This window comes from Streptomyces durocortorensis, assembly GCF_016901035.1.
Lineage (GTDB): Bacteria > Actinomycetota > Actinomycetes > Streptomycetales > Streptomycetaceae > Streptomyces > Streptomyces durocortorensis.
In genome coordinates this window covers 2,574-16,191 of the sequence record NZ_JAFEUF010000169.1, presented here as the reverse complement: position 1 = coordinate 16,191, position 13,618 = coordinate 2,574, and the positions used below count along the sequence as shown (strand labels likewise).

The following is a 13,618-nucleotide window of genomic DNA, read 5'->3' as shown; positions in this document are numbered from 1 at the left end:
GGGGGGGGCGGGGGGGGGGGCGGCGCCCCCCGGGGGGGGGGGGGGGGGGGGGGCGGGGGGGGGCGCCCCGGGGGTACCGGGGGCGGGCGGGGGGGGGGGGGGGCCCGGTGCTCGGGTTCTCACCGTCCGTGCCCGTACCGGGGTCCGGGCTCCGGCCGGTGCCGTCGCCGCCGTCCGTGGCGGGGGCGGAACCGGTGCCGTCGCCCGGGGTCGGGGACTGCTCGTCCGCTCCCCCGTCCCGGCCGGTGTCCCCGGAGGGGGTGGGGTCGGCGGGTCCGGAGTCCCGGTCGCCGCCGCCGCGCACCACGGAGCCGAGCGTGGTGCCCTGGCCGCCGCTGAGGTCGCCGTCCGAGATCAGCTCGTACGCGGTGATCCCGCCCATGGAGACGGCGAAGACCACGGCCGCCGCGAGCGCGGGCCGCTTCCAGCCGCGCATCCGGGTGCCGTGGGTGACGCCCTCGCCGAACGCGTCGTCGGGGACGGCGGCCCGGTGCGCCCCGGCCTGCGGGAGCATCTGCGTACGGTCGTGTGCCGACGGGAAGGCGCGCGTACGGTCATCGGCCCGCGGAATCACGTGCGTACGCCCGTCGTCTCCGGCCCCGGCCCCGGCTTCGGCACCTGCGCCTCCGGTCGGCGGGACGCGGAGCATCCGGGTCCGCGCGTCGCCGAGGTCCAGCAGCTGCGTCCGGTCCGTGTCGAGCGGCTTCAGCACCTGTGTGCTCTCCGCGTCCGGGATGACGGCCGGGACCGCGCCCGGGTCGACCGTGGGCAGCACCGTGGTGGCGTCGTCCGCCGGCTCGGACCCCGGCGCCTCCGGCTCGGTCCGCTGCGCGGCGGCTCTGCGCCCGGCGGGCGTCGTCTCCTTGGTGTGCACCGTCACCTGGCGGCCCTCCGGGTGGGTCACCTGGACCGTCACCTCGCGGATCTGCTCGCCGGTGCGGCGGAAGAAGTGCTGGAAGACCGAGCCGCCACAGGTGGCGACGACACTCATCACGCCTGCTCCGGCGATCGTGCCGTACACGCCCAGCTGCGAGGCCAGCACCGCTGCCGCGACGGCCGCCACGGCACTCCCGGCGACCTGCGGGAGACTCAGATCTATGCGCCTTTCCTTGGGTTCTGTGTCACTTTCCGGCTTCTGAACCATTACCAGCCCCTGCTTGACATCTCTCCCACCATGCAACAGGAAGGGACAAATGAGCGAAGTGGATAGTTCCGATTCAGGTGATTGTGTGAAGGAGAACACGCATCAGGGGCATTTCGCGGAGAACTGGGTACCTCAACTCCCGCAGCCGGGGAGAACTTCGGCGGCGCGCCGGTCCACCCCGGTGGCCCGAATGGAGTACTGTGACGAGCCCTGGGGCGGACTCCGACGTGGGAATCCGCAGCTACCGGAGGGGGCCGACGGCGGCACCCTAGGTGGGCGCACCAGGGCGAGCGCCCGACACGCCGGGCATCTTGGCAAGGTTGTGGCAGGCTGCACCCGGGCAGGTCACACTCGACTAGCGGAAGCAGCGACGCACGTGACGTCGGCAGGCACCACCCGGGAGGTCCCCATGCCCGAACTGCGTGTCGTGGCCGTCTCCAACGACGGCACACGACTGGTGCTCAAGGCTGCGGACAGCACGGAGTACACGCTTCCGATCGATGAGCGGCTGCGCGCCGCCGTGCGCAACGACCGCGCCCGGCTCGGCCAGATCGAGATCGAGGTGGAGAGCCACCTCCGGCCCCGCGACATCCAGGCCCGTATACGGGCCGGTGCCTCCGCGGAGGAGGTCGCCCAGTTCGCGGGCATCCCCGTCGACCGTGTACGCCGCTTCGAGGGCCCTGTGCTCGCGGAGCGCGCCTTCATGGCCGAGCGGGCCCGGAAGACTCCTGTGCGCCGTCCCGGCGAGAACACCGGCCCCCAGCTCGGCGAGGCGGTGCAGGAGCGTCTCCTGCTGCGCGGCGCCGACAAGGAAACCGTCCAGTGGGACTCGTGGCGCCGTGACGACGGCACCTGGGAAGTCCTGCTGGTCTACCGGGTCGCGGGCGAACCGCACTCGGCGAGCTGGTCGTACGACCCGCCGAGGCGGCTGGTCCAGGCGCTGGACGACGAGGCGCGCTCGCTGATCGGCGAGACCGACGACGTCGCCGCGCCGGAGCCCAGCTTCCCGTTCGTGCCCCGGATCGCCCGGCTGCCGCGCGACCGGCCGCTGGACCGGAGCCTCGACCGGCAGCCCGAGCGTGACCGGCCGCTGGACCGGGCCCTCGACCGCCAGATCGAGCGGCCTGCCCCGGCCCCCGAGCCCGAGGAGTACGTGAGCAGTGCCTCGGCCGGTGAGCGCGACTCGCTGACCAGCCTGCTGGAGGCGGTGCCGAGCTTCCGGGGCGACATGGTCGTGCCCGAGCGGCCCGCGCAGCCCGAGCCGCCCGCACTGGAACCGGCGGAGGAGGCGGAGGCGGACGAGCCGCCGGCCGCCGCCGCTTCGGCGGGTGCGGGGTCCGCGTACGCCGATGTGCTGATGCCCCGGGCCGTGGCCGGTCACCGCGACCGGCTGACCGGGACGACGGACCGCCAGGCCGAGGCGGACGGGGTCCGGCCGGGCCGCCGGGCCGCCGTGCCGAGCTGGGACGAGATCGTCTTCGGCACCCGGCGCAAGAAGCAGGACTGACCGGGGATGACGTCCGGCGGGAGCGGGGCCCGTACGCCCAGTCGGGGGGGGGGGGCCGCCGCCGCGCGCCGGGCGGGCGGGGGGGGCGGGGGGGGGGGGGGGGGGCCCCCCCCCCGGGGGGGGGGGGCCCCCGCTTCCTTGCCGTTCGCCCGTGGTGCGGCGGGGCTACTGGGGCTCGGGCCCCGTGGCGACCGGCCGGGCGGGGTCCGAGGACCACTCGGACCAGGAGCCCGGGTAGAGGACACCGGTGAGGCCGGCGATCTCCAGGGCCAGCACCTCGTGCGCGCCGGAGACCCCGGATCCGCAGTAGACCCCGACGCCTTCGGTGCTTTCCGCCGCCCCCAGCCCGGCGAACCGCGCGGCGAGCCGCTCGGCCGGGAGGTAGCGCCCGTCCGCGTCGACGTTCTGCGTGGTCGGCGCGGAGACGGCGCCGGGAATGTGGCCACCGACGCGGTCGATCGGCTCCACGTCGCCCCGGTAGCGTTCCGCCGCCCGCGCGTCGAGCAGCAGACCCGACCGGGCGAAGGCCGCCGCACTTTCCGCGTCCAGGGTGGGCAGGGCCCCCGGCTTCGGCCGGAAATCGCCCTCGGCGGGGTGCGGGATCTCCGTGGAGAGGTCACCGGTCCAGGCGGTCAGCCCGCCGTCCAGGACCCGTACGTTCCCGTGCCCCGTCCAGCGCAGCAGCCACCAGGCGCGCGCCGCCGCCCAGCCCTGCCCGCCGTCGTACACCACGACGGGGGTGTCCTGGCCGACCCCGGCCCGGCGCATCGCGGCGCCGAAGGCCTCCGGGTCCGGGAGGGGGTGGCGGCCGCCGCCGCCCGCCGGGCCGGCCAGTTCCGTGTCGAGGTCGACGAAGACCGCGCCGGGCAGATGACCGGCCTCGTAGTCGGGACGGCCGTTCGGGCCGCCGAGCTGCCAGCGGACGTCCAGGAGCACCGGTGGCCGCGGCCCGGCCGACTCGCTCGCGCATTCGGATGCGGTGATGATGGGCTTCATGGGTGCCATCCTCGCGCAGCGGCCCCGGCACCCGTAACAGCGTCGAGAGGGACGGCCGGCGGCAATCCGGCCGTCCTTCGTCGAGAACCGGGACGACGCGGCGCGGCCGGTGCGCCTCCCGCGCCGGGGGGTGCAAGCATCTGCACGGGGCACGCGTACCGCTTCCCGACCCGGGACGGCGTACCTGTCCCGTTCCCCCGCACGGCCACCACAACGGTCCGAGGAGAGTCAAGACGATGACCGAGGCTGCCGCCCGGCGTACGCCCGGAACACCTTGCTGGGTGAGTCTGATCGTGCACGGCCTGACCACGACCCAGGAGTTCTACGGCGCCCTGTTCGACTGGGAGTTCCGGCCGGGGCCCGAACAACTGGGCCCCTACGTCCGCGGGCTGCTGCACGGCAAGGAGGTCGCGGGCATCGGCCAGCTGCCGCCCGACCGGCATCTCCCGATCGCCTGGACCACCTACCTCGCCACGGACGACGCCGACGCCACCGCGGAGGCCATCCGCTCCTGCGGCGGGACGGTCGCGGTCGGCCCGCTGGACGCGGGCGAGGCCGGACGGCTCGCCATCGCCTCGGACCCGAGCGGGGCGGTCTTCGGCATCTGGCAGGGCTCGGAGCACATCGGCACGATGACGGCGGGTGTACCCGGCACCCCCGTCTGGAACGAGCTGGTGACCCGGGAGACCTCGATGGTCGCGAAGTTCTACCAGACGGTCTTCGGCTACGAGACGGAGGCGGTGCTCTCGGCCGACTTCGACTACCAGACGCTGCACCTGGACGATGTGGCGGTGGCTGCCCTGCACGGCGTCGGCCACGCGCTGCCGCGCGACCGGGGGCCGCACTGGATGACGTACTTCGAGGTCGCCGACACCGACCGGGCCGCGGCCCGGGTGGTCGAGCTGGGCGGACGCGTCCTGCAGCCGCCGCGCGAGGGGTCGAGCGGCCGGCTGGCGACGGTCGCGGACCCGGAGGGGGCCGTGTTCACGCTCATCCGGTCCGCCGGGAGCGGCTCCACGGACTCCACGGACAGTCCTTAGGCGTCCCGCCCCGGGTCACACGGGACGGTCCTCGAAGTGGTGCACGACGATCCAGTAGTCGTCGTCCTCCTCGGTGAGGGCGCACAGCCGCCGGCCGTCCGGGGACATCGCGATGGCCATGGAGCCGGCCCCGGGTACGAGGGCGGCGGAGAGCGCGGTGTGCGGGGTGCGGCGCACCCGGACCCAGTCGCGGTCGGCCCCCCGCACCAGGAAGCAGTCCTCGTCGTCGATGACGGCGGCGGCCCGCGCGTGCTCCAGCCACAGCCGGTCGGCCTCCGCCGTCGCCCCCGGCGCCGAGCGCGCCACGGTGGCCTGCGGGGCCACCTCAACGTTGACGACGGCCTTGAAGGCCCGCGCGTACGAGGGCAGCCCCTCGGCGACGCCCTGCGGCACAGACTCCAGCCCGGCCTTCGCCGGCTGCGGAACCGGTGCGCTCCCGCTCGGTTCGTCTGTCATCCTCAGCCACCGTTCTCATGGAACAGGTGATGGTCGCCGCCATCTTCGTTGATCCTGGCGTAGCGTCCCATCTCCTTCTCATTGCTGTTGTCCCAGCCAGTTGATGAACTCGCTACCGTCGGGCCATACCCTCCGCCGCGTCGCGCGTCACACGGAATCCTCGTCCGCCCAGACGCCGGGCTTGACGAGCGCGGGATCCGCCACCGTGCGCGCCCCGGCCGTGTGGAGGAGCCAGCGCAGGTCCTCCCACGCGAAGAAGGGCTCACCCCAGGTGTCCGCCCACAGACGCAGCCCTCCACTCCCCTCGGGCGATGCCGTCAAGTCCCACCAGGCCCAGCCCCGGACCTCAAGGTCGGGATCGAAGCGATCCAGCCAGTTCTGCAGATCCCACGGCATGGCGCCGCCTGTCCGCTGCGCGTAGCGGTCGCGCCCAGCGACCGCGAAGGGCTCCGCCGGGGCCTCCGGGAAGCCGCCGCGGAACCAGGCGGGGATCGTGTCGACGGGCAGTTCGCCCTCGAAGGACTCGGTGGCGGCGATCTCCAGCACGGCGTCCAGGACCGCGCGCAGCCTGGCCGCGTAACGGTCCGGATCCCCGTCCACGGCCAGTTCGAAATAGGCGAGGACAGGGGGTGCGGATTCGCTCTCCGGACGGCCTGTCACTCGGGACCTCTCGTCGCCGAGGTCTTCGATTCGATGCAGCATCTCGCATTCCTCCTGACCTCGCGCATGCACGAGCGGCCTGTCCGGCAGGCGGCCAGGATAGAAGAAAGCGCCTCTGACCAGCAAGGACGAGGATCGCCGAGGTCCTTGTTGCTGCCACTGCGGGAGGCACCTCCCCAGTGAAGCAAACGGTCCGCCGACTCCGTCGGCGGACCGTCACGAAACTCCGGGGCCGGAGTCACTCTCAGGCGTGGTTGACCGGGAGGACGTCCGTGGTGATGCCGAAGGCGAAGACGTCCATGTCGAGGTCGTCCACGATCCGGGCGAGCTGGTCGATCTGATCCGGCGCCAGGAACTGGGCCTCGTCCACGATCACGTAGTCCGCCTTGCCGCCCTTCGAGAGCCGCGTGACGAGGTAGGCGTAGAGGTCCATGCCCTCGCCGGCCTCGACCGCCTCCGTCACCAGGCCGAGCCGGGAGGAGAGCTTGCCCTCCCCCGCGCGGTCGTCCCGCGTGAAGATCACGCCCTGGAGGCCGCGCGCCGAGCGGTTGTGACCGATCTGCAGGGCCGGCGTGCTCTTGCTTGACTATCCACCAACTCGCGCCCCGTTCCGTACGCCCGAGTCAGCCTGCGGGACGGCGTGGCGACGTTGCCGCTTCAGGCGTCGCCTCTCAGCCGCCGCGCGATGTCGATGTCGTTCTGCAGCGCGCTGAGACGCGGAAACGGCTCACGCGTAGCGTCGAGTACGCAGACGTGGAGCTTTTCGCCGGCGTGTGGCGGCGCCGTGTTCTCGTCCCACCAGGACGGGTGCTTCACCTGGTCGATGAATCCGAATGCGCCGTCGCATCCGTCCACTTCCACCTTTGCGCCCACGGGTGCGACCGCGACGACCGTCACGTCGAGTTCTTGGTGATCATGGAACCTCATGTGGGCCCTCCAAAGATTTCGACCCAGCTGCGGTTCTGGGTGAGCTCGTTGAACCGGTCGAGCTTGTCCACGGGGATCTCGAACTCGATGCGCGGCGCACCGTTCGGCCCGTTCCTGTCGTGGACCTTCGCGTGGTCACCGAACTCTTCGAGGAATGACGGGTGCATTTCGTACTTGACCATTCCCTTGGCGAAGTTCGCTCCCGTCGGTCCGGCGTACTCCGCAGCCACGGCCCGTTCGCCGAAGTAGATCTTGCCGTCCGAGATGATACCGCCGCCGATGTCCACCCCGGGCTGGTGGTTGGCTGGGTTCGGGCCGTGGTCGAGCTCGTACTGGGCGTGGGCACCCTTGGGTGTGCGGTAGATCGGGATGTAGTCCGGGGCCAGGCCCAGGTAGTCCGTCCACGCGTGCGGATTCGCCACGTAGGTGGAGGGGTTCGGTGCCGGGGTGAGCCCGAGGGGGTCCGGGGTGAGATAGCGCGCGATCTCGGGGTCGTAGTGGCGGAAGTAGTTGTAATGGAGGCCGGTCTCCGGGTCTGCGTACTGCCCCGGAAAGCGCAGAGGAGTGTAGGCCGTACTGTTCGCAGCCCACGTGGTGATGCCCCACAGCGTGGAACGTTCGTGCCAGGCCACGTTGCCGGACTCGTCGATGAGCTCGGTGGGGGTGCCGACCAAATCGGTGACGACCGCGAAGAACCGGGAATCGATTTCTTCCCGGGAGGCGTCGAGAATGCGTTCCGTCTGGGCTATCGGCCGGATGTTCTGGTGGTCCCAGGTGATGGTGACCAGATGAGGCAGATCGTTCGAGCTACTGGTCTGCTCGCACAGGGTGTTCCCGTCCCAGGTGAAGTCGATCCGCTCGGTGACGGTCCGGCCGTCCTCGGCCAGCCGAAGCTTGGCCGTGCGGCGGCCGAGGGGGTCGTAGAGGTAGCGCCACACGGTGCCGTCCGGAGTGGTGGCGGAAACGAGGCGGTCCTCGACGTCCCACTCGTAGCGCCAGATGTCCGGCTTCCGGGACGGACGCGTCTTGCGCCGCACGGTGACCCGGCCGAGCCCGTCGTGCTCGTAGCGCACGGCTCCCGCGCGGACGATCCGGTTCTTCTCGTAGGCACGCGCGCCGTTGGCCACATGTCCGGCGTGGCCCGTCTGCCACGACGCGAAGGTCTGGTTCCCGGCCTGGTCGTAGGCGTAGCTCTCGGTCCAGTCGGCAGCCCGGACCGCGGTGACATGCCCGACGGGGTCGAGCTCGTACTCCTGCCTGCCGCTGCCGGCTTCGTCGACCGCGGTGAGGTGGCCGTCCGCCCGGTAGGTGTAGCTGCGGTGCCGCACACGTGCCCCGCCCGAGCCGATGACCGTCTGGTCGGTGAGGCGCCCCGCGGAGTCGAAGCCGTGGCTCAGGACCAGGTCCTCGCCGACACGGCACGTCACCTCACGGCCCGCGGCGTCGTACGCGAAACCGAGAGAGCGGCCGGAGGCCGTCATGGCGGTGCGGCGGCCCGCGCCGTCGAAGCTCCACGTCGCCGTCGCACCGGTCGGCGTGATGCGACCGGTCCGTCGGCCGAGCTCGTCGTAGGCGTAGGTCAGGGCACGTCCATCCACGGTCTCCGACAGCAAGCGCCCCTCGCGGTCCCGCAGCAAGGTGACTGTCGTTCCGTCGGGGCCTTGGGCGTGGCCGAGCTGGTCGGTGAGGTCGTAGGCGTACGTGGTGACGTTGCCGTCGGCATCCTTGCGGACGATCTGGTCGAGTGTGTTGCGCTCGAATACGGTGGTCTGGCCCAGTGCGTTCGTGCGGGAGACGAGACTGCCGGTGGGCCCGTGGACGTAGGTGATCGTGCGATCGTCGAAATCGGTCTCGGACGTCAGGCGTCCCGCGGGATCGTAGGTGTAGTTCCAGGTCAGGCCTTGGGGGTTGGTCACCTCGGTAAGACGCAGTTCGGCGTCGTGCCCGAAGGTGTAGCGGACGCCGTCAGGACCCGTGCGGGCAGTGAGGACGTCGAATTCGGTGTACTCGAACCGGGTGACCCCGCCGAGCCGGTCGGTGTGGCTGGTGCAGTTGCCCTCACCGTCCCAGATCCAGCTCTCGACGGCTCCGTCCGTATGGACGCGGCGGGCAGGCCGGCCCTCCACAGTCCACTCCAGGTACGTGGTGGCGCCTGTCGGGTCGGTGACGACAGTGGGGCGACCGAAGGGATCCCGCTCGAAGCGGGTGGTGGAACCGAGCGGATCGGTGACTTCGACGGCGAGGCCGGCCCGGTCACGGCGCATGGTGGTCGTGCTGCCCCGGGGGTCGGTGACCGAGATGAGGCCGCCCGCCTCGTCGTAGGCGAAGCGGGTGACCCGGCCGAGGGAGTCGGTGGCCGATGTTCGGTTGCCCCGCGCGTCGTAGGCGTACCGGAACACGTGACCGTCGGCCCGCTTGACCTGGACGGGCTGGCCGAACTCGTTGTGCCGGGCCGTGCTCTCGCGCCCGTCGGCGCGTGTCACCGAGACCAGGTTGCCGACGTCGTGGCGATAGGAGGTGGTGCGGCCGAGCGGATCCGTCCGTGCGAGCAGACGGCCGCGGCCGTCGCGTACGTAGCGTGTGGTGTTGCCGAGGGGATCGGTGTCGGCCACGATCTTGTACGTGTCGTCCACGAGGTACCGGCGAGTGTGCCCCTCACCTGTGACGGTCTCGGTCACGCGGTGGCCCGTCGCCCCGTCCAGGGCGTCGTAGGCCAGGCGCAGCACCATGTGTCCCTCGCCGCCGCCCTCCGCGATGCAGCGGTTCTGCTCGTCGTAGGCGTAGGTGTAGGAGCGGTTGTTCGTGTCGGTCCAGGACGTGATGCGGCCGCGGTCGTCATAGGTGAAGCGGAGCGGCAGGCCAGAGGAGTTGACGACCTCCGTGAGATCTCCGGCTGTGTAGCCGTATGCGAGGATGCGCGGGCCGCCGTCGAGGTGGAGGGCGGCGATGCGGCCGTCGGCGGTCTCGAAGCGAAGGCGGTATCCGCCGGAGTGCGCCATGCCGAGCGGGGCGCCGTGAGTGTCGAACTCGAAGGTGATGAAGTTGCCGTTGCGGTCCTCGAGCTGAGCGATCGGCACGATGCCGTCGCCGTCCGGGTCGCCGGCGGGCGGGGTGAAGCGGCGGACCTGGCCGGCCGCGGGGTCGGTGAGCGTCCAGTCTCCGTCCGGAGTGCGCTCAAGGGGGTGGCGGGGCGCGGAGGCGGATACCGGCATGACGGGGATACCCGGGGCGGTATGCGGGTACGCAACGATCAGGCCGTCCTCGGTGACCAGGACGACGCCCTCGGGGTCGACCTCCAGGTGCTGGTCGATGGTCGACGCCCAGGTCGGCCCGAACCAGCGCCCGGCGGTGTACCCCGATTCAGCACGCCGGACGAAGGCCAACGGCAGCGTCCCGGGCAGCACAATGTCGGTCTGCGGGAGGAACATCCGGCCGGTGGCCAGGTCGATCGGGTCGGTGTTGTCGTAGCGCTTCGCCGCATCGGGCGTTTCCCTCACATGAGGGCCGTCCTTGTCCAGGCCGGTGCGGCCGGGGCCTTTGAGGTCGTCGGCGTGCCTGGCGACCGTGGCGCCCTTCTTGAGTGCGCCGAGGCCTTTGGTGCCGACGAGTTCCGGGATGAGTTTGCCGATGCCCTCGCTGGGGTCCTTCATGAACTCGTTGAGCATCTGCTTGCCCGCGCCCATGGGGTCGTTGACGGCCACGGTCAGCCCGGCGACGGTCGAATTGAGGCTGGTCTGGTACTCGGCGGGGTGGGTCAGGTTGTACGGGTCCATCGGGTTGACCGAGCGGACGAAGTTGGCGAGACCCGCGGTGCCCTTGACGACACCGCCTGCGAGATGGGTTTGCGCCACCTCCAGGTAGTCCATCCCGTCCTTGAGCTGTTCCGCGTACGACGGCTTGGGCGGGGCGGCGTCACGCGCCGCGCGAACCGCTGTCCGTGCCGTCTCGGCGACGTCGTTGCGCTGGGTGCGGGCGGTGTCCAGTCTGTCCTGGGCGGCCTTGATGAGCGGTCCGGCGGGATCGGTGAAATTCTCTGACGGCCTGGCCGGGAGGGTGTCCTTCTTCGCCTCGACCGCGGCGTTGTAGCCGGTGACCGACTTGTTGTAGGCGGTGCGCGCGTCCTGCGAGGCCTTCTTGGCCCTGTTGTACTCCTCCAGGGCCTCCTTGGCCTGAGCCTGCGCCCACTCCACAGTCTCCGCGAACCGGTTCATCGCGTCCGCGGCTTTACCGAAGGCGTCCGCCGCCTTGAACCAGCGCGGCGGCTCCTTGGCCATCGCCTTCTGGAACGCGTCCGCCGACGCGCCCTTCAGACCGTCGCCCTGCAGCCCCTTCAGGCCGTTGCCGACCAGGGTGAAGGAGGACTCGAAGTCCTTCAGGTGCGAGACCTGGGCGCGGATCTTCGACACGCTGCCGTAGACCAGTTTCTTCGGGTCCTCGGTCTGTCCGAGCTCCAGCTCCGAGACGTCCGCCCCGAGCCGGTTGGCTGCGGAGCGGCTCTTGTCGCGGATCCAGTCCCCGGCCTCGTCGAGTCCGATGTCCTCGGCCACGCCGGCGGCCTTGTCCCCGGTCCACTCGATCGCGTCGCCGACGTCCTCGGCCCGGTCCTCGACCCAGCCTTCCACGGGGTCCGGTACGAAGTCCTTCCAGCCCATCAGTTACCGCCCCGGGCGGCTTGGTCGGCCTGGTCCAGCAGATCCTTGATCGAGCCGATCTTCCCGCTGGAGGTCAGCTTGTCCCCCGTGTCCGACCAGGTCTGCTTGATGTCCTGTTGACTCTTCTCGAAGGACTCCGCGCTGTAGTCCGGCTTGTAGACGTCCGCCCGCCAGATGTCGTCCCAGCTCTTCCGCTCGATCTCGTCCTCACTCGCGTGCGGATTGCCGTACGCCGAGTTCGCCGCGACCTTGAACGCGCCCTGCAGGTACTGCTCTTCCTCCCACACCGTGCCCGCCGCGATCCCGAGGTTGCCGGCCAGGGAGCTGGCGTTCTGCACGAGACTGCGCACGCCCCACTCCCAACGCTCGCAGAAGTCCTCGAAGTCGGTGGCCAGACCCATGTGCCCGGTCTCCATCCCCGTCATCGACAGGTCCTCGAAACCCGAACCCATGGACGCGCCCGCCGCGTCACCCGTCTCACGCAGCTCGGCTATGGCTTTGCGCAGACCGTCCTGGATGTTCTTGACGGCGGCAGGCGAGACCTCCAGGTCTCCGTCGCCCGCCATCAGAGGGCACCCGCAAGCTCATCGTCCGCGTCCACCGCGCACCGGTCGGGGACGATGCCCACGACGGGAGGGAACAGCATCGAGGCATCCTCGTCCGCGACGTCGACGACCACCCCGGTCGGACCGTCGACCGTGGGAATCACCGCATCGACCAGGCGAGCGCCCAGGATCGAGAGGAACTCCCACTCCCGGACAGCGACACCGGCACCACGCGTCTGCGCGAACCGGGCCAGCGCCTCCTCGTCCGTGAACGCGTAGATCCAGCGCACCCCGCCCTGCCATCCCGACATGAGACCGCCGTCGTCGTCCCCCGACAGCGGCACCAGCAATGCCGCGCGGCGGAATTCACCGAGCAAGCGACCTGGTTGCCCCGATCCGCCGCGCATCGCGACTATTTCCTCGGTCAGTCCCATCGCAAGGCTCCCGTTCCCGAGGACAGCCGGCAGCCCCCGCTTCGCACACGCTACTAAGAGACGCACAGGAGCTTGAACGGTTCCCCCTGCCGGTGGTCGGCCTCCGCGGGGAAGGCCGGCCATCGGACGGGGAGGGTCCGGGCCGCTACGACCCGGCGGTCAGGCGTGGTTGACCGGGAGGACGTCCGGGGAGAGGGCGCCGGCGTGGGCCGCGGCGCTCGTCATGCGCTTGCGGTGGTGGCGACGGCAGAGGACCTCGTAGCCGATCTTCTCCGCCGGGCGGTACACATCGCCGACCACGACCTGCGCGCCCTCCACCACCATCTCGCCGTCCACCGTGCGGGCGTTGTGCGTGGCGCGGGCGCCGCACCAGCACAGGGCCTCGACCTGGAGCTGCTCGACCCGGTCCGCGAGCTCGATCAGACGCTGCGAGCCGGGGAAGAGCTTGGTGCGGAAGTCCGTGGTGATGCCGAAGGCGAAGACGTCCATGTCGAGGTCGTCCACGATCCGGGCGAGCTGGTCGATCTGGTCCGGCGCCAGGAACTGGGCCTCGTCCACGATCACGTAGTCCGCCTTGCCGCCCTTCGAGAGCCGCGTGACGAGGTAGGCGTAGAGGTCCATGCCCTCCTCGGCCTCGACCGCCTCCGTCACCAGGCCCAGCCGGGAGGAGAGCTTGCCCTCCCCCGCACGGTCGTCCCGCGTGAAGATCACACCCTGGAGGCCGCGCGCCGAGCGGTTGTGACCGATCTGCAGGGCCAGCGTGCTCTTTCCGCAGTCCATGGTTCCGGAGAAGAACACCAGCTCGGGCATGAGAGGTCGAGCACCTTTCGGAGGGGTACGGCGGGAGGGGTTACGAGCGTACTTCGAGCAGGGGGACGAGCTGCTCGACGGGGGTCAGGGAGCCGTGCACGCCCGCCATCGCCGACTCGTGCGGCTCGTTGACGGAGGCCGTGATGATCACGTCGTCGTGGGCGGCGGCGACGACGTCGCCGATCCGGCCGTGGACCCGCTCGTCGATCGTCGGACCGAACCAGCCGGCCGCGATCGCCTCGTCCCGGCTCGCGATCCAGAACTGTTCACCGAGCACCTCGCGCCAGACGGCCAGGACGTCGGACTGTGCGCCCGGCACCGCGTAGACGTGGCGGGGGGGGGCCCCCCCCCCCCCCGCGGGGGCCCCCCCCCCCCCCGACCAAGAACCCGCGGAATGGGAGAACGGGGCGTTGGGGAGGGGGGGGTGGGTAAAAAAGGAGGGGGGGG

The 13,618-nt window shown here is 71.2% G+C and carries 11 protein-coding genes and 2 pseudogenes; 2 read left to right on the top strand and 11 right to left on the bottom strand.

All coding sequences use genetic code 11. The annotated features are described in order from the left end of the window. The coding region (locus JS521_RS25680; RefSeq protein ID WP_239487828.1) for a hypothetical protein at positions 1-1,144 on the bottom strand (1,144 nt) is incomplete at its 3' end. 409 nt (positions 1,145-1,553) lie between these two features. Between JS521_RS25680 and sepH the strand changes: the two genes are divergently transcribed. Continuing rightward, on the top strand, positions 1,554-2,651 hold the full coding sequence (sepH, locus tag JS521_RS25675; protein WP_205085350.1) for a septation protein SepH: 1,098 nt from the start codon (positions 1,554-1,556) through the stop codon (positions 2,649-2,651). Positions 2,652-2,816: 165 nt separating this feature from the next. Here sepH and JS521_RS25670 read toward each other — a convergent pair whose 3' ends face one another. Continuing rightward, positions 2,817-3,647: a sulfurtransferase gene (locus JS521_RS25670; protein WP_205085349.1), complete on the bottom strand. Its 831-nt coding sequence runs from the start codon at positions 3,645-3,647 to the stop codon at positions 2,817-2,819. 236 nt (positions 3,648-3,883) lie between these two features. Here JS521_RS25670 and JS521_RS25665 point away from each other — a divergent pair, with 236 nt between their 5' ends. Further along, positions 3,884-4,687, top strand: a complete 804-nt coding sequence (locus JS521_RS25665; protein WP_205085347.1) for a VOC family protein — start codon at positions 3,884-3,886, stop codon at positions 4,685-4,687. Between the two features lie 15 nt (positions 4,688-4,702). Here JS521_RS25665 and JS521_RS25660 read toward each other — a convergent pair whose 3' ends face one another. From JS521_RS25660 to JS521_RS25620, 9 genes and pseudogenes are all read right to left on the bottom strand, one after another. Continuing rightward, complete coding sequence (locus tag JS521_RS25660) at positions 4,703-5,143, bottom strand: hypothetical protein (protein ID WP_205085340.1); 441 nt, start codon at positions 5,141-5,143, stop codon at positions 4,703-4,705. A 147-nt stretch (positions 5,144-5,290) separates the two neighbouring features. Then, positions 5,291-5,845: a hypothetical protein gene (locus tag JS521_RS25655; RefSeq protein WP_205085338.1), complete on the bottom strand. Its 555-nt coding sequence runs from the start codon at positions 5,843-5,845 to the stop codon at positions 5,291-5,293. 226 nt (positions 5,846-6,071) lie between these two features. Next, a pseudogene (locus JS521_RS25650) lies at positions 6,072-6,383 on the bottom strand (thymidine kinase); the annotation flags it as partial. A 77-nt stretch (positions 6,384-6,460) separates the two neighbouring features. Beyond that, on the bottom strand, positions 6,461-6,730 hold the full coding sequence (locus tag JS521_RS25645) for a hypothetical protein (RefSeq protein ID WP_205085331.1): 270 nt from the start codon (positions 6,728-6,730) through the stop codon (positions 6,461-6,463). After that, a complete protein-coding gene (locus JS521_RS25640) occupies positions 6,727-11,382 on the bottom strand; it encodes a putative T7SS-secreted protein (protein ID WP_205085329.1) in 4,656 nt (1,551 codons plus the stop codon). Before JS521_RS25640 ends, JS521_RS25645 begins: the two co-directional genes overlap by 4 nt. Continuing rightward, on the bottom strand, positions 11,382-11,948 hold the full coding sequence (locus JS521_RS25635) for a hypothetical protein (RefSeq protein WP_205085324.1): 567 nt from the start codon (positions 11,946-11,948) through the stop codon (positions 11,382-11,384). The genes JS521_RS25640 and JS521_RS25635 overlap by 1 nt, the downstream gene beginning before the upstream one ends. Next, complete coding sequence (locus JS521_RS25630; RefSeq protein WP_205085322.1) at positions 11,948-12,361, bottom strand: SseB family protein; 414 nt, start codon at positions 12,359-12,361, stop codon at positions 11,948-11,950. Before JS521_RS25630 ends, JS521_RS25635 begins: the two co-directional genes overlap by 1 nt. A gap of 159 nt (positions 12,362-12,520) precedes the next feature. Next, positions 12,521-13,171 (bottom strand): thymidine kinase, encoded by a 651-nt coding sequence (locus tag JS521_RS25625; RefSeq protein ID WP_205085321.1) that lies wholly within the window; start codon positions 13,169-13,171, stop codon positions 12,521-12,523. A gap of 40 nt (positions 13,172-13,211) precedes the next feature. Then, a pseudogene (locus JS521_RS25620) lies at positions 13,212-13,505 on the bottom strand (alkaline phosphatase family protein); the annotation flags it as partial. Between the last annotated feature and the right edge of the window lie 113 nt (positions 13,506-13,618).